Here is a 23,882-nt window from a genome sequence, read left to right on the forward strand (position 1 = left end):
GTTTTTTACCGAATAACGAGTACCGAGATTGGCGCGTACTTAGCCATATAGGCAGCTTGGCTCCCAAACCGGCGCTTGATCCCTTTTTTTGCGATCGACCCAATAATCAGTACGTCTGGCTTAACGTGAGGAATAATATTCTTCACGATGGTTTCGCCCGCGTCCCCTTCATCAACAATAAGGTCGACGTCTTTAACACCCGCATCCTGAGCTTGGCGTTGATAATCTAAAAGATGTTCCTCCAGTTCACTACGTTCGCCATGAATGTAATCCTTATCCAGTGCCTGATAGACGCTCATATCGTCATTTTCCAATACTGACGCAATCGTTAACTTCGCGTTGAGATCCAAAGCGTAGTGAATCGCATAGTCAAATGCTAATAATGCATCCTCAGAATCATCTACCCCAACTAAAATACTTGTAAAATCGGTCTTAGCCATCGCAAGTACCTCCTAATTTTCGGCGTTCAACGCCCCATGTTTAGCAACTTCTGCCGCCAACCGTTTGTTACCCTTGTACAGATCATAAATCGTCCAAGCAAGTAACGCTAACACACCAACGATCAGAACGTAGGCAATCATGTGCGCCGTTTGGGTCTGTGCAGCCGTAATGTTTTCACCGTAAAACCCGGCAATGGAATCTGGTAACCCCTTTAAGTTCAGGAAAGTCAGTGCAATCACTGAGAACCAGCCGCAGATTTTGACCCACATGTGGTTTTTGAATCGTTCGCCCATTTCAAGCTTACTGTTGGTCATCATCAACAATGGGACCATTGAGAATGGCAGGGCAAACGCCAAGAATACTTGGGAATTATTCATTAAATTATTAAGTGCTTCGTGTTGTTGAATCGGCGTTTCACAACCCGTCAAAGCCACACAGAACATGACTGGAATCACTGAAATGACACGGGTGATCAATCGACGTAGCCATAGCGGCATCCGCATGTGGACAAATCCTTCCATGATGACTTGACCGGTCAACGTTCCAGTAATGGTTGAGTTTTGACCTGAAGCCAGTAAGGCAACCGCAAACAAAATGGAGAGGATCCCCGACTTAGCAACCCCGATCAGCACACCATTACTCAGCATTGACGTATCTGAAAGTGCTTGGAACAACCCGAAGAAGGAAGGATCTTTGACGGCACCGCTCTTGAAAACAGCGACCCCCATGATGAGTAACAAAGAGTTAACAACGAATGCCAGCGACAACTGAATGTTTGAATCCCAAGTTGAGAACCGCACTGTCCGCGCAACGTCCGCTTCGTCGTTATGATCCATCTTCCGCGTTTGAGAAATAGCGGAATGCAGGTAAAGGTTATGCGGCATAACTGTCGCCCCGATGATGCCCAAAGCCCCAGTCAGCGGCGTATCGCCGTTAACGTGAATTGAGCCGGAGAATGTGTTGCCGTTTGGTACCAGGCCAGCGATAACACCACCCCAGTTAGGGTCTGATAACGCAACCTGATAAGCAAACACCAGTAAAATAACTAAAATCAAGCAAACAACGATGGCTTCAATTTTTCGAAACCCGATCTTCGTTAATAATAGCAAGACCAAAACATCAAGAACCGTAATTAAAACTGAAATGACTAATGGAATATGGAACAACAGGTACAGTGCAATGGCTACCCCAATCACTTCGGCGATATCCGTCGCCATAATAGCTAATTCTGTGAGGATCCATAACACGATCCCCAACGCTTTACTGGTCCGTGCTCGAATGGCCTGAGCAAGGTCCATCTGACTCACGATGCCAAGTTTAGCCGCCATGTATTGCAACAGCATCGCGATCAAACTTGACATTAAGATAACAGACATTAATAAATACTGGAAATTTTGACCGCCGGTGATGGAAGTTGACCAGTTCCCTGGATCCATGTACCCCACTGCAACAAGTGCGCCCGGCCCGGAGTACATGAATAATGCCTTCCAAAATCCGATATTCTTTGGAACTTCAACAGTACCATTGATCTCTTCCAACGATTTTCCGTTGGCGTATTCGATCAAACGGTGCTTTCTTGGTTGATCTGCCAAATTTAAAACCACTTTTCTATTTGTGACCACAAACATTGTACAATAAAGTTTATGTCATTCAAATAGAATTTTAGGTAATACTTAATAAATTATCATACATGTGAAATATAGTTAGCGTTTTCTTTACTTACTTAATCAGTTTTATAAAAATTTTAAACTTAATAGATATTTTTTTATTATCCCTAACATTTATCAGCTGAATTTCCAATATTAAACAAAAGTCTATTATATTAGGCTGGTTTACGATTACAAAATCCGCATATTGTCGTTATTTACTATGACATAATAATTTACAAAATTATTTAATTGACTTTTGTTTTTGGTTATCCTAACATATAACCGAACTTAAGAGTTCAAAGCAGCAACTTTCAAAACTACTTTCTATGGGCTAAAGCGTCGACCACAGTTGGTTTCGACGCTTTTTAGATGGCCCTCTCATCGCGAATGAATGAGTGTCTCACTCCCCAAGGGGTTCCTGGAAAGGGACCTCTTTTTTCGTAGAGTGTTAAAAAAGGCGGTCTTGCTCCCAGAGTATAGCGCACCCTAGTCGAGAATCCCGAACTTGGATTCTTGACTAGGGTGCGCTATACGGCCGGGAGCGGCCTTTTTTAACACGTTTCGGCCCGGTTGCCTAGAAAGACACCAACCTCCTGCTAAAAATAGCCTCCAATCCACTGGCAATTCGCCGGTGAATTGGAGGCTATTTTAGCTATAGAATTATTTTTAAAGTTGCTTTATCTGGTTGTCGGTATTGTTTTGGCTTTGGTGCGCCTTTGTCACATTGACATAACACCACAAGCTCCGCAAGGCAAGGGGCGGCCATGTAACGGACTCTGGTAAAAAATCCAGGCCCGGGCTGACCGGTTCTTTTCAAGTGAGTGCTAACTGCTTCGGCGCTCCCTTTTCACATTGACTAAACGAGTTCCGCAAGGCAGGAGGCTCCTGTGTAAGCAACTCTGGTCAAAAAAGTCAGGCCCGGACTTTTCTGACCAGAGTTACTTACACTCCGCCTCCTAAGCGCCTTGCTCCACTCTCTCCCAAATGCTCAAACAACACCCCATCCCTCAACCCACTATTTGAAAACGTAATCCTATCCGAATCCAAATAGCGCATCATCAAGACTAGCGGGATCAGGCCGCCGACAATGATGTCCGCGCGGTCCTTACTCAATCCTGGAATCTGTTTTCGACCATCCAGATCACGGTCGACGATCTTTGAAAAGGTATTATCCACCACCTCACGGCTGAGTTGGTAGCCGTGGATATCCTCGTAATCTGAAAAACGATTATAGCGGCGGTCGATTTTTGCCAGCGTTCGGTTACATCCACCCAGCCCAATAATCGGCAAATGCAAGCCATTCCGCAACCACCAGATACCTGATAGCAGGTTATTCACGTAGGTCATGACGTTAAACAGGTTGCTAGCAGGAATGACATCCGCCGGTAAATACCCCTGCGTCAGTGTCACACTACCAATGGGGATGCTGATAAGGTGCTGCACCTTGTTATTTTGCACCAAAATAATTTCCGTACTTGCCCCGCCAGTATCCAAAATAACAGCGTTCGGTAACGGCAAGGTCTCGCTGACGCCTAAATAATCATAGTAGGCTTCCGTTGTGCCCGGAATCACCTTCAGATCGATGCCCAATTCGGCAACCTGTTTTAAAAACTGTTTTTGATTGCTTGCCTGCCGGGTAGCCGCCGTTGCAATGGCTTTGACGCTCACGTTTTCTTCTCGATCGTACACGGTCTTAAATTCTTTCAATGCCGCTAACGTTCGGTCAATGGCTTCCGGCTGCAGCACCCGTTCAACCCCCATGTTTTCAGACAGGCGAACGTACGACTTCAACTGCGTCACGGGCGTTGTTTCCCCGTTATCATCAATTCTGGTTACACTCAGACGCGCCGAGTTTGACCCCAAATCAATTACCGCAAAATTTTCCACTAAGCGTCACTTCCATTATCGTTGCCCGGGTCGACCGCATCAGACTGCTCAGTTGCGGCTGGCTGACCCTCTCCTGCCGACTGCAGACTAGATAACTTATTCTGTTCTGCACGGGCCTGAGCGAACGCCACTTTCTTTTCGGCATCCGCAACGAACACCGCCTGTGAGTCATTGGCTGGTGCCCCGCCGCGACTGACGCGTTTATAAGTGTTATCCGCCGTCAGAACTCGTGTCTTGACGTTATCTGTCCACATAATAGCATAAATCGCAATGACCCGGTCACGCAGATCAGGTTGTTTGATTGGGAAAAGCAGTTCCACCCGCCGATTCAGATTCCGCGTCATCATATCCGCACTGGATAAATAAACAGTCGACTCGCCATTAAAGTCGAAAATATAGATTCGGCTGTGCTCCAGAAAACAGCCAACGATCGAGTGCACCGTAATGTTGTCGCTCACGTCCTTGATCCCGGTTCTGAGACAACAGATGCCCCGCACAATAATGTCAATTTTGACGCCCGCGTGAGAGGCACGATACATATGCGCAATGATGCCTTGATCAGACAGCGAGTTCATCTTCATTTGCACGTGAGCGGTTCCACCATCCTTAACCACTTGAATGGCGGCGTCCAATTTTCATCGATGAAATCACGAATGCCTTCTGGCGAAATGTGCAGCTCATGGAAAAATGGTGGCCGTGAATAGCCAGACAGCATGTTAAAAATGTTGGTGGCATCGATCCCCATATCGTTGTCCGCTGTAAATAATCCCATGTCAGTGTAAAAATGAGCGGTCGCATCATTATAGTTCCCAGTGCCCATGTGCATGTAGCGCCGAATACCATCCGTTTCACGCCGAACGACCAGCGATAATTTACAGTGGGTCTTCAACCCAATCAATCCGTAAATGACGTGGCAGCCCATCGTTTCCAGTTTTTTCGCCCAGTGCACGTTATTTTGTTCATCAAATCGTGCCTTCACTTCAACCAACACAGTGACTTGTTTCCCATTTTGCGCAGCCTGTCCTAAATACCGGATGATTGGCGAATCCCCAGATACCCGGTATAGGGTCATTTTGATGGCCAGGGTATCGGGATCACTGGCTGCCTGCCGAATAAACTCCACAACGGGGTCGAACTTGTCGTAGGGGTGCTGCATCAGCCAATCATGCTGACTGATTGCGTCAAAAATATTATTTTGGGCGGACAACGCCTTTGGCTGGTAGGCCTTAAATTTCGCGTACTTCAATGCATCATGCCCGTTTGTTTCCTTCACCACGTGCTTTAGGAAGGTCAGGTCAAGTGGACCGGGAACCTCATAGATGGCAAACGCATCAACGTTGAGTTCCGTGGTCAATCGTTTCAATAATTTCTTACTGATACTACTCTCAACTTCCAACCGGATCACATCACCGTGTTCGCGCAACTTCAACTGCTGCTGCACTTCTTTCAGCAGGTCAGAGGTATCCTCTTCGGCAACATCGAGGTCCATATCCCGAATAACGCGAAACGCGCTGCTGGACTTGATTTTGTAATTCACGAAAAGTTGACTCACAAACTCCTTGACCACGTCTTCGATCAAGATAAACGCGTTGTCGTCATCCGGCAGCCTCAACACCCTTGGGAAGACGTCAGGAATCTGAAGTGTGGCGTACAGCGGTTCATCGTTACCGCCCTTTTTCAACTGGATGGCCAAATTCAACGTATCGTTCGCAATAAAGGGAAACGGCCGTGAGCTGTCATCCGCCATTGGCGTGAGGACGGGATAGAGGTCATCATGAAAATAGGTTTTAATGAACTGGTACTGCTTATCGCTCAGTTGCTTCACCGTTTTCAGCTGAATCCCCAGCTGTTCACAATCCGGCAACAGATTATCCAGCGTCTGATACTGCTTAGTCAGCTGCACGTGGGCCTTTTGGTTGACTGCCTTAAGCTGTTCTTCGGCCGTCATCCCGGATGCCTCTGGTTCGGGGTAGTTGACCGCAGCCAGCTTAGCCAGTGAGGCCACCCGCACCATGAAAAATTCATCCAGGTTACTCTGCGTAATGCTCAAAAAAGATAACCGTTCCAAAAACGGGTTTGACTCATCGCGAGCCTCTTCTAAGACCCGGTCATTAAAATCCAGCCAGCTTAATTCTCGGTTGGTGTAGTAGTCAAAATTGTTATAGTTGATCTTATCGCTCATATCGAAACACTCCTTCATCTCTCAGTGTTTTGCGCCCCCAACGTTACGAGTTGCGTTCCCAATCTCGTAACTGATGTTCACCCTTTATCATACCGCGAAACCCCTTTCCTTTTCCCGTATTCTGTACTGGGAATTTTCAACTTGTTGATTCATACCATCGTATTTGGCACTTGTATCTGGTTATCTTGTGGAGGTGCTTTCCCACAGTTGAGTGATTTTAATAGTGTCAGCATGCCGCTTCGTTCCACCGCTCGACCCTGCAGGCTGAGGTGGGGTCGCTTCGGAGCTATTGAATTTCTTATCAGAAATTCAAGGATCTCCTACGTTGAAGATCCACTCGAGAGCCGCACAGCGGAAATCGAGTTAGCTTCATCGCGAGCCACCACAGCGGAGTGCCAAATCGCGCAATGCAACGGACTTAGCAATCTACCCGTATTCAATACAAGCACTTATAAAGTTTATAAGATTATTAAATTACAATTCGACAATTCTTTCCGATTCTCAAGCGGCACAAACTTCGATATAATAGAAGGACGACTAAACCAGAAAGAAGGGATGCACCTTGCTCGTGAAATTCTTGAACATTGACGTACCAGATCGCTAATTTTATTTTCGGAAGGATGATTTTTTAATGGCAAACGAAACAGACTCAATTTCTAATCAAACACCCGACGCGCCGCAGTAACAACCGGACGCCGGACCCAGTCAGCAACAAATTGGGGCGCAGTCAACACCCGCGTTGGAAGCCCAGTGGCATACCAACTGTGAAGACGGACTGACACGCAGGAGGCAAAGACTCGCTTTGCCCAGCAGGGGCCAAACGAACTCCAGGCAAAAAAACCGTCCAATTTGTTGCGATTCTTAAAACAGTTTAATAGTAGCATCATCTACATTCTGGCAGCCGCTGCCATCATCACGTTCCTGTTGCACCGCTATTCGGACTCGATCGTTATCGGGTTGGTGATCATCGCCAACGCGCTGATCGGGTATTTCCAGGAAATTTCAGCGGATAACGCCCTGGATAAGATCAAGGAACTGCTGGTCTCTGAAAACTACGTCATCCGTGATGGTCAAAAACTCGAGCTGCCTTCTCGTGAACTCGTCACTGGTGACCTCGTTCAACTGGAGGCTGGTGATTCAGTGCCCGCTGATATGCGGCTGATTTCGGCCGATAACCTGAACATTCAGGAATCCGTGCTGACCGGGGAAACGAATTCGGTTGAAAAGACTGAAGAACCGATCACCGCAGATAACTTACCGTTAGCCGAGCGCAGCAACATGGCCTTTGCGTCGACTGCAGTCACGAGCGGTTCTGGCCTGGGTATCGTGGTCGCAACTGCGACCCATACCGAAATTGGGAAGATCCAGCAGGACGTTGCGGAAGTGAAGGCCAAGCCGACCCCGTTGATGCAAAACTTGAATCGTCTTGGGTTGGGCTTATCTATCGCGATTGTGATTGCGGCGGTACTGTTGTTTATCCTTGGGATGATCACCACGTGTACAGCCTGCCAACGCTGCTGATTGCCGTGATCACCATGGTCGTCGGGTCGATGCCTGAAGGGTTGCCTGCAAGTACCTCGGTGGTGCTGGCAATGGGAACGCGGCGGTTAACGAAGCAGCACGCGATCGTTAAGACGCTGCCAGCCGTTGAAACGCTGGGTGCCGTGGACATTGTCAACACGGATAAGACCGGGACGCTGACCAAGAACGAAATGACGGTCACTGACATTTTGACGAACCACCATGCCTACACTGTTTCTGGGGTGGGTTACGATGCTGAGGGTCAAGTGTTAAACGATGATGTGCAGCCGGTCGACTGGCAGGACAACCATGACCTGAATTGGCTGGTCAACATTGCTGGTCAAACCTCTGACGCCGCCTTCCATGAAGAAAACGGCCAGTGGATCTTAGCCGGTGAACCGACCGATGGGGCGTTAACTGCGCTGTACCACAAACTGACTGGTAACGAACCCGAAATAAATGAAATTGAATCGCTGCCGTTTGACTCTGCTTTCCGTTATTCAGCACGATTAGTCGATATGGATCAAGACCGCGTTCTCCTGGTTAAGGGGGCACCGCAGACCTTGATCCACCTTGTTCAAGCTCACGGCGGGGACACGTCACTGGACCAGTGGCAATCCCGTTTAGATACACTGACGCATCAAGGAAAACGAGTGGTGGCACTTGCCTACCAGCCAGTTGCGTCAGATGAAACCGAAATCGAACCCGACCAAATCGGGGACGGTCTGGTTATTGTTGGGATGGTCGGCATCATTGACCCACCACGTCCCGAAGTTGCCAAAGCTGTCCAGCAACTACGATTTGCCGGCATTCAAGTCAAGATGATCACCGGTGATGATCCCGACACAGCAGCGGCCATCGCCAGTCAATTGCATTTAGCCGAAGTACCAAAGGCCATTACCGGGCCCGAAATCAATGAGATGAGTGACGAAGAACTCACCGATAAAATTGACACCTACACCGTGTTTGCCCGAACCACACCGGCGGATAAACTGCGAATCGTGCGCGCCCAACAGGCCCGCGGTCACGTGGTTTCGATGACCGGTGATGGGGTCAACGACGCCCCCGCTCTCAAGCAAGCCGATATTGGGGTCGCCATGGGGATCAAGGGGACCGACGTTGCCAAAGGATCGGCCGATATGGTCTTAGCCGACGATAATTTCACCACCATCTTAACGGCGGTGCGTGAAGGCCGGCACGTCTTTGACAACATCCGCAAAACGATTCGCTTCCTGTTGCCAACGAGTTTTGCGGAAGGCTTGATCGTGGTCATGAGTATTCTCCTTGACCAATCACTGCCGCTATTTCCAACTCAATTGCTTTGGATCAACATGGTTTCAGCCCTGACGATTCAGTTTGCGTTTATCTTTGAACCCGCCGAAAACGACATCATGGCCCGCGGGCCGCGTGATGTGAAGGCTGGTATCATGAGCAAGCTTGACGTGGTTGAAGTCATCTATGTTTCGTTGCTGATTTCTGGTCTGGGAATGCTTGCGTACGACACGCTGGTCAACCATTCGATCACCGCGGCCGTTGGGAGCACCATGACGTTGAACGTGGTCATCTTCGGGAAGATCTTCTACCTGTTCAATCTGCGAAATAACCACCCAGTTATTTCAAAGTACTTCTTCCAAAACAAGATGACATTCTACATCATTGGGTTGCTGATCGTCCTTCAGTTGGGCATCATCTACCTGCCGTTTATGCAGGGCATCTTCCACACCACAAGCGTGAACTTCTGGTATGGTTGGGGCATCCCAATCATTGCCGGAATTGTCGTTTTGGTCGTCACCGAAATCGTCAAACTGTTCCGGTTGCGCTGGGATGATATGCACCAGTCACGAATGGAAAAATAAACCCCACACAAAACAGCAATCAATCCGAATAATGGTTGATTGCTGTTTTGTGTGTCACTGAAGATCTTATATCTGCCAACATATGATGTCTAAGGTCAAGCCAGATGCGTGCGTATATAAAACTGTCAATGTAAGGCTATCTGAAACTGTTCCGCGCCGTTGATCGATGCTACTCGAATCACGTCACCATCCATGATGGACGCCCGCCAGAAGTTACCGTGAAGTGGGTTTAGAAAGGTAAATGTAAAGCCGCGTCCGGTTGGTGTTTTGCATGGGATTAAGGTGCCTGCCGTGCCATCTGAAAGCTTCAGCGGTTGAACCTGGTCAATGCGATGGATGTAAATTGTGGTCATGTTCCTCACCTCCAGTGGTATTATAGCACATTTTAAGGTGTACCTAAAAAATATTATTTAACATATAAAAAACATCTGTAATTCTCGATGTTAATCTTGAGAATTGCCGATGTACTTAATCATCCTTTGTTGATTCCGTTAATCTGAGTTAACCTTTCGTCCCCTTTTCTTTAGCAGGGAGAAAAACTTATGCTGTTTTTTTTCCTTCCTTCGTTTGAATTTATAACCGGCCCTTGTTAATGCATCTTCAATCATTTCCTGTGTTAGCCATTCATCGACATCCTGAATTTCTTCAGGAAGCGTTATCCTATGAGCACCTGGAAACTGATTTTTCATCTTCGATACCTCTTTAATTTACTCAACAACTTGACAGTTTACAATGACACGCGGATTTCTAATACAAATTTCTCTGCCTTTAAAAAAATTAGAAATCGTTTTTCTTCTAAAAGCTGTATACGTGTCCTTAATGACAACCTCGGGATTAAGCTTAAATTCTTGAATGAGCATTTCAATTAAAATACCATCTAAATTGTCTCTAATATGCGGTTTGTTAACTTCTAATCCCTCAAGCTTTTCACTGCCTTATGCCAAAACGTTAACCATATGGGTCGCCAAATTAATATTTTCCTTCAAAACCTTGGGATGATTCAGCAAGGATGCTACATTGTCAATCGTTGTACCGTGGTAGACTTTCATTTTTGCTAACTCCAATGTACCTAAATTTTATTCTAAAACGGTTAACATCATTAATCAAATTTTCTGTTTTTCAAAAATCCTCCCTTATAGAAAAACAAATTAATGTCACTTTTTCCTTCTGATTGTAGCTACGTAACGATTCTTCTCAAAATTTAAATTACATAAATTATTAAAATTAATAAAATCAAGCACATTATTAGTCGATCCATAGCAACCCAATAGGTCACGTAAGTATTCTTTGGTCAGACCCTCAAAATCAAGTACTCTGACACTAAATTAGTATCTGTTTTCCTTAAAACCTAAAAAACGTCAATTGTCTTTATATTTTGACAATGATAACGTTTTTTGTGAGTTATATTTAATTTATGCTACTTAGCTCAAAACTGTCTTCACTTCACCGCAACCCGAAACACCTCATGCCGATTGATCGAATCCACGGTCACCGTCTCACCATCCGTAATCGCATCACACCAAAAATCGCCATGTAACTGATCAAAGAATTTAAACAGATACCCATTGGCACCATCCGGCGTCTTACAATGTTCCACGACGCCATTCGTCCCATCTGATAACTTGACGGGTTGCTCAGCGTTCGTTTGATGAACAAGCACAGTTGTCATCGCACTCACCTCCGCCCACAGTGTACCACTAAATAATCTAATGGAATGATAGCAATATCATTAATCTAAAAAGAAACCGTTCCGATACCAAACTCAGAATACTGAATTAGCTACTCAGTCTACTGGATTAGCGGTATACTTTATTCTGTTTAACTTACGAGAACTCAAATCAATCACCAACACCATCCAAACGAGGCTAACCATGAAAAATCAAAAAGACGCGGGTCAGGCCGTTTCCATGCTGGCAAACAAGATTCGGCGTCAACTGGATAAATTTGCCAGTAAGTATGAGTTTAGCGGCACCCAGGGCCGGGTCCTGCTCTACATTTTAAGCCAGTCCAAACAACATCCCGTGTTCCAAAAGGACATTGAAGTCGAGTACGGCCTGCGTGCCCCGACTGCAACAAACATGCTCAAGGAAATGGTGCGAAACGGCTCATCGTCCGCCAGCCAACGGTGTATGATAACCGGTTGAAACAAATCATCCCCACCGCAAAAGCGCACGAGTTCGAGACCCAAATTCTCGCCGACATCAACGGTCTGGAACAGCGCATGACACGACGGATCACAACTGATGATCTCAACACGTTTCTATCCGTTGTTGATCAGATGCTGCTTAATTTAGCGGATTAAAATAGGGTAGCCAGTCTAAGGATTGGCTACCCTATTTTTGAGTTGTTTTCTAAGTGGCTGCCAGACCGCGTGCAAGCCAAATGCCGAGGCAAACGACAGGCCCCACGTGGCAACGTAGGTCAACAGGATGCCCCAGAATAGGTGCGATTGGGCGAGCATTTTCCCCACAGTCAGCCAGACGACTTGTTCCCAAAACACATTGGCTAAAAAGGCCTTATACGCAAAATTTGCGAAGCGGTGCACCCACACCGTTACGGGTCGCTTGTGGCGAATCTGGGCCGCCCCAAGTGCGACCACCAGTCCGATCATCAGCAGATCATAAATGACCATCCCGGGTCGATAATACGGCGCATCCGTCAGTTTCACTGGGAAGACAAACGCAAACAGATCACGGTTGATCCAGTAGTATGCGGCCAACGCACCAGCGGCTAACCCCAGCCACCAACGTTGCAGCCACGGCAACACCCAGTTACGAAACGACCAGGTCAGCGTGCCGAAAATACCATAAATCAAAAAACTCAGGCACACTCTATCCAACAGATACCAGCTATGCATATGCGGCCCGTGGAAGACCTGTGTGTCGTAAAGTACCAGCCAGATGACCGTAAACAGCACCGTGCTGCCGACAATGCGCCACGCCCGTTTCGCACTGGCACCGCACCACCGCGCAAGGTGCCAGAACAGCGGCATCAACACGATAAACTGCAGCATCATCGTGTTGTACCACAGATGTGGCGCCGCATTTCCGTTGATAAACCGCCAGATAAACCCGCCTAGTGAGCGGTAGCGGGACCCCTGCTGCACCCAGGGCATCACCAGCAAATAAATGCTGGTCCACCAGAGTGTTGGCACAAACAACGCATGCCACTGGTTGCGCAGATAGTCGCTATACGGGACCACCGGCCACAACGTTTGCCGCATTGTGGTGTATAGGATACCGAAAATGAAGGCCGGTGCGGTAAACTTCACCAGGTTGTATGCAAATCCGATGCCGACTTGCGCAAAATTGCTGGGATGCAACGTTAACGCCAGCGCTAAAATCGGCTGCAGCATCACTGCCGTACACGCTGCTAATTTTAAATAATCCCCACATCAGCCTGTTCTGACGCTATCGATTGCCTCACGTTCTGCCACCCCCTCTTCAATCAAATAAACCCCATTATACCGCAATTTTATTTTGAGCTAAGGATCCTGCGACTGTTCACGATATTTCAATAATTGGCGAAATTCAAAAACACAGGAACCCATATATACGTCTTATAATGGAAACAACAGCTCAAAAGGAGGGTCTACTAGATGATTTCTAAATTCGAAAAAATCGCGCTTGGCATGTGCTTGGCATCGGATTAGTATTTGGCAGCGTCTCCCAGCCCACGGCACACGCTAAAACGACCCAGGCGGTCACCTGGTACAACCAGTGGCAAAAAGACTATGTTGGCGGTAAAACGCAAAAATATGTCCGCAACAACAATGGCAGTGGTGCGACCACGGTCGTTTCAGAGGGTCAGGGGTACGGCATGCTGGCGAGTGTGCTGGCTGCCAAGAAAGGCGCGAACACGCACACCACTTTTAATGCGTTCTATCGCTACTACCGCGCCCATCGCATTTCCAGTCAAGATCGCTTATGTGCTGGCAGCAAACCATGCGGTCCGGCCATTTGACTAGTACCGGGTCACAGCGCAACAGTGCCACGGACGGCGATCTGGACATTGCCTACGCGCTGATTCTCGCCGACAAACAGTGGGGCAGCAAAACCGTCAACTATAAGGCAGCGGCTAAGAACCTCTTGACGGTCATCAAAAAGGATGAGATCAATACCACGACCTACCTGCCTAAGGAAGGCAACTGGGCAACCAGCAGTTACGATGCCAGCAAACTGCGTACTTCGGATCTCATGGTCGGCTACTTCAAGACCTTTGCAACCTACACTAAAGACAGCACCTGGACGAAAGTGGCAACCCATAGTCAAACGGCCATCAAAAAGTTAAGTGCACGCCACTCAACCGGCCTGTTTCCGGACTTCATCTTCGCTAAGGGCAGCAGTATTTCACTCACTGCCGCCAAGGCCTACCAGTTCGAAAGCGCAACGGACGACCAGGTTGCTACAACGCCTGCCGTGTCCCTTGGCGCCTAGCCCAAGGTTACCTGCTTGCTAAGGACAGTGCTTCTAAGGCAGCGTTGAAGAAACAACTCACCTTCTATAATAAGAAGACCAAAATTACGGTGGTTTATACCCTGACTGGCAAAGCGGTCAACAACTATGAGAACACGGCCTTCACAGCACCAATTAACATGGCGGCTAGAACGTTAAAGGACACGTCGTTGGCAAATAAAACGAAAAAACAGTTGCCAACTACGATTGAGAAGAGGAACTATTATTCTGCTACGCTGCAAGTTGTCACTGCGTTGGAGTAACCAGCTATATAGACAAGCAGTTGTTACAGTATCGATCAAAATCCAAGCGAATCACCAAATCGGTAAAAAATCCCAAGGCAACATCCCTGGGATTTTTTCAATCAACTTATTTACCCCAACCATAACAACCAAACTGGCGGATCATCTCATCTTTATCCACCAGTCATCATGCGCAAAATCGGTGAACCTTTTTTCGATCAACTCACGATCATGGCGAATCGCGGCTGACTGTGAATCAAGAATCAACTTGTTCTCTCGAATCTCGTAGGACAATTGATCAACGGGAAGCAGAGCTAAGTCATCCGGCAAAATAAGGACTTTCAACTCACCCAGTTGTTTTACCTTAAGGTCTCGCATAATTGACGCCTCCATTTCAACATCAAAATCAGGTCAAATGTCCTTTATCTGAGCATCCTAATTTTTTCAACAATTGCTGCTTAACCGTTGAAAATCCACTTACTAAAAATATATTCTGCCAGCAAAAGTGGTAAACTAAATGAGGTGAATGCCTGATAAGACCACCTAAAACCGGCGATATACCAGCATTTTAAGTCAACTACCACGCAATCTTAAACAAGTACTCCTTGACTCTAACCGCAGAAGCGCTTAAAACAGACATATCACCACTAACTGTTTCAAAAAGACATTTTAAACACAGTTTCATTGCAATCGTAATCAATTCTTATCGTTTATTTTAGGAAGGGTTAAGACTAACCGTCCATAATCGGACCTAGTCAAATTGATCAAAGGACGGCGACATAACAATATGGCACGCAAAAGAAGAACAACCAAACATTCGGCGACGAAGAAGTGGGTATTAATTGGTCTCATCGCCCTCATCGTTGTTGGGGCCGGAGGAGCAGTCGGCTACGCCAGCTAATACAATCAACGCTTTAAACCGGCTAAGATCAACGGCATCACAGTCACTAACATGACCGCGAGCCAAGCAGCAGATAAAATTAATAACAGCGACTCAACGACCAGCAGCAATACGATTGCCGTGTCGAAGTCAAAAATTAACGTTTCAACCGCAACCGTTAATAAGTTGCTGCAAAAACGAAACAATGACGGGCACGCGCTAGAGACCGTTTCGCTAAAGGTTGCTAACACCGTATCAGCTTCTGACTACAACTACCGGATCAACACCTTGTTGCCGGCGTTCAAATCAGAAATCGAGACCATCAACGCCAATCGGACAACACCAGTGAACGCAAAGGTCACCTATGCTGACGGCAAGATGACGGTCACCAAGAGTCAAAACGGGACCGCCCTCGACGAAGCCACCATGGTGAAATCGTTTAAGGAACAGGCTAAAACTGATTTGGAAATCGACGTTAAAAAGACCATCGACACACCAGTAAAGGTTGACAGTTCAGCCATTAAGACGACTGAAACCAATTTGAAGTCGCTTCTGAATCGAACCGTTAATGTGACCTATGGCAGCACCACTTGGCACTTTAAGGCGAGTGACTATCTGAAGAGCGTCACCGCCTCCGTTGACGGCAAGTACACGTACGACAGTTCAACGTTAGCCACGGAAATTGCAAAATTGGCCAACGAACACGATACCAAGGGCAAGTCATTTAGCTACAAGACTCATAGCGGCACGACCATCAAGACCAAGGTCGGCAGCAGTACTTACGGCTGGTCGATCGAACAAACGAAACTCAAGACTGCTATTCTAGCAGCGTTTGAGAAGTCTGGCACTCAGACCCTGAACCTGAAAAACTATGTTTCAGGGCTTGGCTACGGTAAGTCAGGCGTCGGCGGTACCCGGGTCGAAGTTGACCTGAAGACGCTGGAAGAATACGCCTACGTCAACAACAAACTGGTCTTCAGTACACCGGTAATGTCCGGGACTGTGACCGGGAGTGACAAGACGCCGCAGGGTGTGTTCTACGTCCTCTACAAACAGCGTAACGCAACGTTGCGTGGCGAAAACGACAATGGGACCTCCTACGCATCAAAGGTTAAATACTGGATGCCGTTTACCGAAGATGGGGTTGGGTTGCATGATTCCTCATGGCAGCCGTCCAGCGTCTATGGTAACGTTAGCGACCGGAGCGAGTACCACTCCCACGGGTGTATCAATAACCCGCCTTCAAAGATCAAGGCACTGTGGGAAGTTGTTTCAACGAATGAACCCGTTGTGGTTTATTATTAAGAAAGACACTATCATCTGATTCCAAAACAAAAACCATCTCACTGATTTCTTCAGTTGAGATGGTTTTTTGACCAATAATATGTTAATTTTCACCATTTAAAAACGCGGTAATCCTATTAGCAACTTTGTCAGGTACTTTATCGTCATCAGCGAGCAGCCCGCTTAAAAAATCGTTATTTTTCATTAATGCCTTCAAGACTTTATTATCTGCTTCTGAAGGAAACGCACCCACCTCATACAAAGCAACTGTATTTTGGTGCCATCCCAGAAGTTTTGCGAACTCAAGTTGTGTTAATTTGATATTATTTCGATATTTTTTAATATCTGCTGGGCTAACTAACCCTGTATCATCACGATAAAGCTGTTCCGCAATTTCATTTGCAATGTCGTCAAGCTCTAAATCGTCTACCAACTCATCTGTCTTTCTATCAAATCTTGCTGGAGCAGTCACAATATACTCATGATTATTAATTAGAAATGAATTAGTGTAATCTTTAATATAGGTATTATTCATAATTAGGTCTCCTAGTTTCAAATCAACGACTATGACTAATACAAGTATAACCAAGACCACTTATTAATATGCATCAAAGCTCTCGCGAGTTAAACTTAACGCAAACGAACAAACACGGGGGAATTCTAAATTGGGGAAATCACGCTCGAAGCCTTTACTGATGGTGTTGTCGCCATCATCATTACCATTCTGGTCTTAGATCTGCATCTATCTGATACGAACCACACCTTAGCGGAATTAGCCGCTAAAGTGCCAACATTCATCGCCTACACCACAAGCTTCATCGGCATCGCCGCTATCTGGATCAATCATCATCACATCTTCACCCAAGTTAAAACGGTCACGGAACCGATTCTTTGGACCAACATCAACTTCCTGTTCTGGCTGTCGCTCTCACCTGCTGCCACGGCCTGGTTTGGCTCCGACATTATGTCACCGCTGGCCGCCTTTGTTTACCAGTTCGACATCATCCTGTTCAACCTGGCCTTCCTCTGGTTGCGGCGCACCGTCCTGCATGAAAACCACGAAATCGACTCGCCGCGCATCTCGCGCGAAGTTGCGTCGATTGCCGTCAACGTCGTGGCACTGATTGCGCTGTGGGTCTTTCCACCCATCGTGTTCATCGCGCTGCTGGCAAACGTCAGCATCTGGGTCATTCCATGGCGGCATATTCTTCAACGATAACAGTCTAAAATCGCGTTATTTAACGCCAAAAACGGGTCTCCTAGCCTGTTCTTTCACACTGAAAGAACAGGCTAATAAACCCATTTTTAATGGTTTAAACACAATTAACTAAAATCCAACCCCAACTTATCAATTCGCTGACAAGCTTCTGTGAAACGAGGCTCGTCAATCAGCAGGCCAACGCGGACGTAGCCTTCGCCAGCTTCACCAAACCCATTACCAGGCGCAACCGCCACGGCCGCCTTTTCCAGCAATAGATCCGCAAAGCTTTCACTGGTGTACCCCTTTGGCACCGGCATCCAGGCGTAAAACGCCCCACCTGAATGATAGGGTTCCCAGCCGATCGCCCGGGCGGCTTTAAAGAACTGGTTGCGCCGTTTTTCGTACAAGGCAACGAGGGCCTTAACGGTGCTTTGATCACTGTTCAACGCAGTAATGGCCGCCTTTTGAATCGCTGGGAAAATGCTGACAAATAGATGGTCTTGAATCAGATTGATAGCTTCGATCAAGTCAGGATTCCCAGCCGCAACCCCAATGCGCCAGCCGGCCATGTTAAACGACTTGGAGAGGGTGTTCATTTCGACACCAACATCCTTGGCTCCAGGCGTTTGCAGGAAACTGATCGGTTTGTGACCATCAAACCCAATCGGGCCATAAGCGAAGTCGTGGACGATGCCGATGTCATTTTGTTGCGCAAACGCCACTGTTTTCCTGAAGAATTCTGGTGTTGCAACGGCACCGGTCGGGTTATTCGGGTAGTTCAGGTAAAGTAACTTGGCTGCCTTGACGACGGCTGGATCAATGGTGTCATAATCGGGCAGGAAGTCGTTTTGTTCAGTAAGTTTTACCAGCTCGAGGTTAACTTTGGCCAACGTGACCCCTGATAAATAATCAGGATAGCCTGGATCTGGCAACAACAGTGTATCCCCGGGATTTAAAACGGCAAACGGTAACTCCACTAAGCCAATTTTTGACCCGCCAAGGATGGCAATCTCTTTTTCTGGATCCAGAGTTACCCCGTATTCGCGCTGGTAAAAATCAGCGGCCGCCTGTTTTAATTCCGGGTCGCCACGAAACAGCGAATACTTATGGTTGTCAGGTTCAGCGGTGGCATCCTGCATGGCCTTCACCACAAAGTCGGGCGTTGGCTGGTCGGGATTTCCCTGTCCTAAATTAATCACATCGGCGCCAGTCGCCACCTTCGCGTTCACCTTTTTAACAAGGCTCGCAAAAAACTGTTTTGGCAGATGTTGCAAAATATCTGATTCTTCAAATTTCACTAGTAATACCCCCTCTAATTGCCGCTAGCTCAGGGAATAAAAAAACGTCCCTTATCAATAGATAAAGGACGACATTGCCGTGGTACCACCTTAATAGTCCAGACTGAACCAGACCACTCAAGGCCACGGTAACGGGTGACAACCGCTGCAAGTTCAGGATTCCCTCACTTGCCAAATACGGAGAAGACCATCTTCTTAAGTCACCAGGATCGTTTTTCAGCAACCACGATTCTCTATGTACGAGGTGAATTTAATACTCATCTTCTGAGCTAACTGGGTACATTATGAGGAATTGGTGAGAGAAAGTCAAGAGAGCAGAGCGTGGAAGGAGCCCTCTGCCTCCTGGAACGCGTTTCGGCTATGTGACATAGAAAGTCAGAGCGTGAAGGAAGGACGCCCAAGGAGTGGAGCCTAGTGGACTGTGCCCGGTAAAGACCGGTCTTGGCTTTACTTGCGGAAGTCCCTTACATGCAACCTCTTGCCTCCTGGAACGCGTTTCGGCAATATAACATAGAAAATCAGTCGCCAAAACCAGCAATCCCACTTCTCATAAATCAATGCAACCATTCAATGTACGGCTTTTTCACATTACTGAAACGTGTTCCGCACGGGGCTAACGTGCAACGGACGATGACCAAAAAATCAGGACCGGACTTTTCTGGTTTTCTTCAACCTAATGGTGCTGGCCTCGGCGCTCCCTTTTTCACATTGCCGAAACGTGTTCCGCAAGGCTGAGGGCTACTGCGTAAGCCACTCTGGTCAAAAAAGTCAGGCCCGGACTTTTCTGACCAGAGTCGCTTACGCTCCGCCCTCAAAACGCCTTGCTCCACACTCTACAACAATTGACTCAACTCCTGTCCCCTTACACTCCTAACACCCTCAGTAATCACAAACGCATCCGGATCGATCGACTGCACGATTGGAATCACCAGCGTCCACTGCTGCGGCGTGCAAATAAAATACAGCACTTCCTCGTCAGATTTACTGTAAAACCCACTCGCCTTCAACATTGTCACCCCGCGGCCGATATTTTCCGATAGCGATTTCGCGATTCGCTGGTTTTCCTTTGAAATGACCATGATGGCGCGCTCCGTCCCCAACATTTCCAGATACTTATTCAACACTACCGCAGAAATATAGAGTTCGATCACCGTCAGTAACATATTCTGAAACCCAATAATCAGCCCAGAGGGAATGGCGACCATTAAATCAAAACACAGCGTTGCCGATCCGTTTCGGACTCCAAAATAACGGTTCATGATCTTAGCCAGAATCGTGCTGCCAGCAATCGTCCCCTCCGCCCGAAAAATCAGCCCCATAGAGATACCCATCAAAACGCCGCCAAAGATGGCCGCAATCAGTGTCTGGTCCGTTTTATACGGAAACAGGACTGGAACCTTCAGAAAGATTGAGATCCAAATCACGGCCCATAATGTGTAAAAACAGTACTCTTCTTTAAATAGCGAAATCCCCGATTAAAAGGATGCCATTCAAAACAAAGTTCGTTAGTGCCGGCTGGATATGTAGCGCATAGTACCCAATCGTTGTCAGACCGGTCACCCCGCCCTCACCGATTCGGTTAGGGATCAGAAAATAGTTAATGGCAATCGCATACACCATTGCCCCAATGATGATGTGCAATCCATTTTTAAGTAATTTAGTTGGCATGTTGTGTCTCCCCAATTTATTATGTTTCACGTGAAACAACACCGAGAAAAAAGGCACCACCGCACGCGTCTGTCACGCCGTGTTGGTAGTCAATCGTCTTCGCCTTCACAGCTGCTGCTAACCGATTCTTAGCTGCCAGCCAATACAGGATCGATTGCACTGCCTCATACTGCAACACCGTTGACTGCGACGCCTGGTCCAGGTCAATGCTTGTCACACTGGCCGGTTCCAACTGCGGCTTGGCCGCCTGTTCGTTAAACATCTTGACGAAATTATCGTAACCCTGCTGTGCCGTGGCAGCCGCCAAGATCCAGACCAGCGCCTGTTTGATTTCATCTAACGTAAACACATTTTTCAATAACCCGACTACGATGGCCCCCGCAACGTGTTTTTGCGAATACCGTTTTTTGACCGGTGGAATAATGATGTCGGCCTTAAAGTAGTTGTGCATCATCGTCTTCGTAATGGCGTCACCGATAATCGGTTCCAGGTACATATTTGTGATATCTAATAACTGATCCAAATGCAGGCTCAATTGAGGCAGCTCGGCCCACAATGGCAGTTTTATACTTTGCTCGTTGGACACCGCAATGCCCCTCCCTTTTAATGCGGCAGGTCACCAACTTGAACAGCAATGCCCACTAGGCCGGGACCGGTGTGAACCCCAAGTGCTGGGGACACATCACCAGTTAAAATCGGCTGGTCAGGCAATTTTGTTTGTAATTGGTGGACCACCTGATTCAGTAGCTCGAGATTAGCGCCATGCGTAACCGCAACTTGAAATGTCGTTCCCGGTACGCAGTGGTCTAACGCTAAGGCAACCAGCTTAGCAACTGCCTTAGTCTCTGTCCGCGCCTTGGCCACCGGATAGTAGATGCCATGTTCGTCACAGGAGATCACCGGTTTAATACTCAGCATCGTGCCGACTAATCCCGCTACCCTTCCAATTCTACCACCCGCACGCAGATATTTTAACGTTGGAATGTAAAAATAGACGTGACTTTGTAAAACAGAATCCTGTATGGCCTTAACGATTACCTCATACGAAAACCCAGCCTGAATGCATTTTTCGGCATAGGCGGCCTGTAACCCCGCACCGATGCCAATATTCTTGGTGTCAATAATCGTCACCGTTGCATCCTGTGTAACAGTGGCCGCGTTGTTAAACACTGTGTTCGTAACGGATAACCCGCTGGAGATCGTAATTCCAATAATCTGGTCATAGCCCCGCTGCTTTAAGGCTTCGATTCGTTGCTGAGTCTCGCCAATACTAGGACTCGCCGTTTTCGCTTGCGTATCAGACACGGCTTGTTTTTGATAAAAGTCATCTGGTGTGATCGTCACCCGATCCAAATACGCAACGTCATCGATCATCAGGTCCAACGGCACCACTTCAATATTGTCGTTGGCGGCCAGCACTGCAGACGGCACATCCGCCGCGGAGTCGACCAGTAAGCCAATTCGCGAATTCATAACCATGCTCCATTCTATCTAGTCTTTAAAACTATTTATGTAGTATTCTATACTATATTGAAAAGAAGTCAATTTCAGTTGGCCGACAAACTAAAATTAATCAGCAGTGACAGTTGTCATCCATACGTGTTTCAGGTATTCTAACGGTAAGTTATCTTGCTGACCATTTCACGAATCAGGCCGTCTTAGCTAACGACTACACCCGCATCGGCCCCAATCCTTCTGATTGGTCTAAGGCTTCTGATGCACCCGTAAACCATCTTGAGCAGCTATTAGTCGATACTGGTCTAATTAAACAAATAATATAAACAAACACCGGAAAGTGCCAGTTATCATGATGAGCAGGTATTTTCAATCAAAATTAATTACCGACAAATATGACAAATTAGTTGAAATTCTCGTCAGCAATTACTATAATAAGTGCGTGAAATGGTATATTTGAAACTGTGAAACCGATGCGACATTAATCACTTAAACAATTTTGCTCAAGCTCGATGAGAACCCTTTCGAGCATACGACCCGTACATGTGAAAGACATGTTTGGGCCGTTTTATTTTAACGTGGGGGCGTGCATATGCTAAAGTTCTATGGTCAGCCAAAATTTAGATCAGACGGAGCCACTCAACAGCCAATCGGCTATGAGCTTTTCATCCGTGAATATCAGAATAACCAGTGGTGTTTACCGCAGGATTTCTGTGCCATTACCGCTGGCCAAATTCAGCACCTATTATCTGACACTGTTCAGGCAATGCCCGACAACATCGAACTTCTTTCATTTAACCTCGAGCAAATTCAGTTTATTGATCCCGTCTTTACTGACGCCGTTGCCAGTGTGCAAGACACCACCGACATTCAGTTGTTTACCGAGTTAACGGAGCGCACTGACCGCGTGTGACGCTCAACCAACTGTCACGCGCAGCTAAACGGTTCCATGACGAAGGCCTGCTTGTCTGCATCGACGACGTGGGCACCGGCGACAATACACCCGAACTTGTTTTAGCGTTAGACGATTACATTGATGAGTACAAGTTCGCGCTGCAAAATTTCCGACCATTTAACCATATTAGTGACATCGAATCGCACGTCTCATACTGGTACAACATGGCGCAAAAATATGACAAAATGCTCGCCATTGAGGGTCTGGAAAATGAAGAAGACTTGGAAGTCATCCGCACGAAGTACCCGTGCGACGTTATTCAAGGGTATTATACGGGGATGCCGGCATTGATAGAGTGTTAGAGTGCAAGAGTGCAAAACCAGGGGCGGTTAAAGGGTGGAGCCTAGGTGACTTTGACAGAAAAGGCCCGCCTTTGGCCTTTTCTGTCGAAGTCGGCTAGGTGCAACCCTTTGCCCCGTGTCGCACGTTTAGGCTAGGTAGGATAAGTGAACTATGTAAAACGCATTTTTAGCAATAAGTAAAAGAGACAACAGAGTGCAACTCCTTGCCCCGTGTCGCACGTTTAGGCTAGGTAAGATAGTCGAACTATGTAAATCGCCACTTTAGCAAATTAACTATAGAAAATAAGTAAACTATATTAAAAACGTGTCGTTAGAAAGCGTTAAAAAAGTCAGGTACTGTTAAAGACCAGCTCTGACTTTTTCTGTCGAAGTCGACTAGGCGCAGTATCTCCCTCATTAAGCTAGAAAAATAGATTCCCCAGTACAAAAAAATTTCCAACCCCAACTGACAAAAGTCAATTATCCACACTACATACAACTCAAAGAACAAACCCGCACTTACCCAGTAATAGATACAAATTCACTCATTCACATTGACGTTTATCACGTAAACACGTACAACTAAAGAAAAGTGTTTTGTTTCTCACCTCATCCGTACAACAACAAG

Annotated in this window: 21 protein-coding genes and 3 pseudogenes; 9 read left to right on the plus strand and 15 right to left on the minus strand. The window is 47.0% G+C overall.

Annotated features, from left to right (window positions below):
- Nucleotides 1-5: 5 nt before the first annotated feature.
- The 4 genes and pseudogenes from JCM11969_RS01765 to JCM11969_RS01780 form a co-directional block, all read right to left on the minus strand.
- Entirely contained in the window at nucleotides 6-440 is a 435-nt protein-coding gene (locus JCM11969_RS01765; protein ID WP_054707498.1) for a universal stress protein, read from the minus strand.
- A gap of 12 nt (nucleotides 441-452) precedes the next feature.
- The gene (locus JCM11969_RS01770) at nucleotides 453-2,069 is read right to left on the minus strand and encodes an Nramp family divalent metal transporter (RefSeq protein WP_054707502.1); all 1,617 of its coding nucleotides are present in this window, start codon (nucleotides 2,067-2,069) and stop codon (nucleotides 453-455) included.
- 963 nt (nucleotides 2,070-3,032) lie between these two features.
- Entirely contained in the window at nucleotides 3,033-3,977 is a 945-nt protein-coding gene (locus JCM11969_RS01775; RefSeq protein ID WP_054707505.1) for a Ppx/GppA family phosphatase, read from the minus strand.
- Nucleotides 3,977-6,147 (minus strand): annotated as a pseudogene (locus JCM11969_RS01780) (RNA degradosome polyphosphate kinase). Before JCM11969_RS01780 ends, JCM11969_RS01775 begins: the two are co-directional and overlap by 1 nt.
- Nucleotides 6,148-6,874: 727 nt before the next feature.
- On the opposite strand from JCM11969_RS01780, the pseudogene JCM11969_RS01790 reads away from it, so the two are divergent.
- Nucleotides 6,875-9,536, plus strand: a pseudogene (locus JCM11969_RS01790) (HAD-IC family P-type ATPase).
- A gap of 125 nt (nucleotides 9,537-9,661) precedes the next feature.
- On the opposite strand, the gene JCM11969_RS01795 reads toward JCM11969_RS01790, so the two are convergent.
- The 3 genes from JCM11969_RS01795 to JCM11969_RS01805 all read right to left on the minus strand — a co-directional run bounded on the left by JCM11969_RS01795 (nucleotide 9,662) and on the right by JCM11969_RS01805 (nucleotide 11,205).
- Nucleotides 9,662-9,889 (minus strand): hypothetical protein, encoded by a 228-nt coding sequence (locus tag JCM11969_RS01795; RefSeq protein WP_054707511.1) that lies wholly within the window; start codon nucleotides 9,887-9,889, stop codon nucleotides 9,662-9,664.
- Nucleotides 9,890-10,027: 138 nt separating this feature from the next.
- On the minus strand, nucleotides 10,028-10,225 hold the full coding sequence (locus JCM11969_RS01800; RefSeq protein ID WP_054707518.1) for a hypothetical protein: 198 nt from the start codon (nucleotides 10,223-10,225) through the stop codon (nucleotides 10,028-10,030).
- A gap of 749 nt (nucleotides 10,226-10,974) precedes the next feature.
- A complete protein-coding gene (locus tag JCM11969_RS01805; RefSeq protein ID WP_054707519.1) occupies nucleotides 10,975-11,205 on the minus strand; it encodes a hypothetical protein in 231 nt (76 codons plus the stop codon).
- A 202-nt stretch (nucleotides 11,206-11,407) separates the two neighbouring features.
- Here JCM11969_RS01805 and JCM11969_RS01810 point away from each other — a divergent pair, with 202 nt between their 5' ends.
- A complete protein-coding gene (locus tag JCM11969_RS01810; RefSeq protein ID WP_054707522.1) occupies nucleotides 11,408-11,680 on the plus strand; it encodes a winged helix DNA-binding protein in 273 nt (90 codons plus the stop codon).
- Entirely contained in the window at nucleotides 11,677-11,838 is a 162-nt protein-coding gene (locus JCM11969_RS17500; RefSeq protein ID WP_156319225.1) for a hypothetical protein, read from the plus strand. Before JCM11969_RS01810 ends, JCM11969_RS17500 begins: the two co-directional genes overlap by 4 nt.
- A 15-nt stretch (nucleotides 11,839-11,853) precedes the next feature.
- Here JCM11969_RS17500 and JCM11969_RS01815 read toward each other — a convergent pair whose 3' ends face one another.
- Nucleotides 11,854-12,891, minus strand: coding sequence for an acyltransferase family protein (locus tag JCM11969_RS01815; protein WP_225353087.1), 1,038 nt, complete (start codon nucleotides 12,889-12,891; stop codon nucleotides 11,854-11,856).
- Between the two features lie 278 nt (nucleotides 12,892-13,169).
- Here JCM11969_RS01815 and JCM11969_RS01820 point away from each other — a divergent pair.
- Nucleotides 13,170-13,972 (plus strand): annotated as a pseudogene (locus JCM11969_RS01820) (glycosyl hydrolase family 8).
- A gap of 44 nt (nucleotides 13,973-14,016) precedes the next feature.
- Nucleotides 14,017-14,253, plus strand: a complete 237-nt coding sequence (locus JCM11969_RS18460) for a hypothetical protein (RefSeq protein WP_225353083.1) — start codon at nucleotides 14,017-14,019, stop codon at nucleotides 14,251-14,253.
- Between the two features lie 141 nt (nucleotides 14,254-14,394).
- On the opposite strand, the gene JCM11969_RS01825 is transcribed toward JCM11969_RS18460, so the two are convergent.
- Nucleotides 14,395-14,610 (minus strand): hypothetical protein, encoded by a 216-nt coding sequence (locus JCM11969_RS01825; protein ID WP_054707525.1) that lies wholly within the window; start codon nucleotides 14,608-14,610, stop codon nucleotides 14,395-14,397.
- Nucleotides 14,611-15,184: 574 nt separating this feature from the next.
- Here JCM11969_RS01825 and JCM11969_RS01830 point away from each other — a divergent pair.
- Nucleotides 15,185-16,417, plus strand: coding sequence for a L,D-transpeptidase family protein (locus tag JCM11969_RS01830; protein ID WP_054707527.1), 1,233 nt, complete (start codon nucleotides 15,185-15,187; stop codon nucleotides 16,415-16,417).
- A gap of 82 nt (nucleotides 16,418-16,499) precedes the next feature.
- Here the strand turns inward: JCM11969_RS01830 and JCM11969_RS01835 are convergent, their stop codons facing one another.
- Nucleotides 16,500-16,931, minus strand: coding sequence for a helix-turn-helix domain-containing protein (locus tag JCM11969_RS01835; RefSeq protein ID WP_065928646.1), 432 nt, complete (start codon nucleotides 16,929-16,931; stop codon nucleotides 16,500-16,502).
- Between the two features lie 138 nt (nucleotides 16,932-17,069).
- Between JCM11969_RS01835 and JCM11969_RS01840 the strand changes: the two genes are divergently transcribed.
- Nucleotides 17,070-17,615: a TMEM175 family protein gene (locus JCM11969_RS01840; RefSeq protein WP_225353088.1), complete on the plus strand. Its 546-nt coding sequence runs from the start codon at nucleotides 17,070-17,072 to the stop codon at nucleotides 17,613-17,615.
- Between the two features lie 104 nt (nucleotides 17,616-17,719).
- On the opposite strand, the gene JCM11969_RS01845 is transcribed toward JCM11969_RS01840, so the two are convergent.
- From JCM11969_RS01845 to JCM11969_RS01865, 5 genes are all read right to left on the minus strand, one after another.
- Nucleotides 17,720-18,895 carry a pyridoxal phosphate-dependent aminotransferase gene (locus JCM11969_RS01845; protein ID WP_054707533.1) on the minus strand — a complete coding sequence of 392 codons (1,176 nt, stop codon included), beginning with the start codon at nucleotides 18,893-18,895 and terminating at the stop codon, nucleotides 17,720-17,722.
- Between the two features lie 833 nt (nucleotides 18,896-19,728).
- On the minus strand, nucleotides 19,729-20,319 hold the full coding sequence (locus JCM11969_RS19525) for a YitT family protein (RefSeq protein WP_263849982.1): 591 nt from the start codon (nucleotides 20,317-20,319) through the stop codon (nucleotides 19,729-19,731).
- A gap of 31 nt (nucleotides 20,320-20,350) precedes the next feature.
- Nucleotides 20,351-20,563, minus strand: a complete 213-nt coding sequence (locus JCM11969_RS19530; protein ID WP_263849983.1) for a YitT family protein — start codon at nucleotides 20,561-20,563, stop codon at nucleotides 20,351-20,353.
- Nucleotides 20,564-20,582: 19 nt separating this feature from the next.
- Nucleotides 20,583-21,149, minus strand: coding sequence for a DUF1836 domain-containing protein (locus JCM11969_RS01860; RefSeq protein ID WP_082409123.1), 567 nt, complete (start codon nucleotides 21,147-21,149; stop codon nucleotides 20,583-20,585).
- A 17-nt stretch (nucleotides 21,150-21,166) separates the two neighbouring features.
- Nucleotides 21,167-22,036: a DegV family protein gene (locus tag JCM11969_RS01865; RefSeq protein ID WP_054707537.1), complete on the minus strand. Its 870-nt coding sequence runs from the start codon at nucleotides 22,034-22,036 to the stop codon at nucleotides 21,167-21,169.
- Nucleotides 22,037-22,610: 574 nt separating this feature from the next.
- Between JCM11969_RS01865 and JCM11969_RS18470 the strand changes: the two genes are divergently transcribed.
- Nucleotides 22,611-22,931, plus strand: a complete 321-nt coding sequence (locus JCM11969_RS18470) for a hypothetical protein (RefSeq protein ID WP_054707540.1) — start codon at nucleotides 22,611-22,613, stop codon at nucleotides 22,929-22,931.
- Nucleotides 22,928-23,275, plus strand: a complete 348-nt coding sequence (locus JCM11969_RS18475) for an EAL domain-containing protein (protein ID WP_054707543.1) — start codon at nucleotides 22,928-22,930, stop codon at nucleotides 23,273-23,275. Before JCM11969_RS18470 ends, JCM11969_RS18475 begins: the two co-directional genes overlap by 4 nt.
- Nucleotides 23,276-23,882: the final 607 nt, after the last annotated feature.

The organism is Secundilactobacillus paracollinoides DSM 15502 = JCM 11969 (genome assembly GCF_001311135.1).
GTDB lineage: Bacteria > Bacillota > Bacilli > Lactobacillales > Lactobacillaceae > Secundilactobacillus > Secundilactobacillus paracollinoides.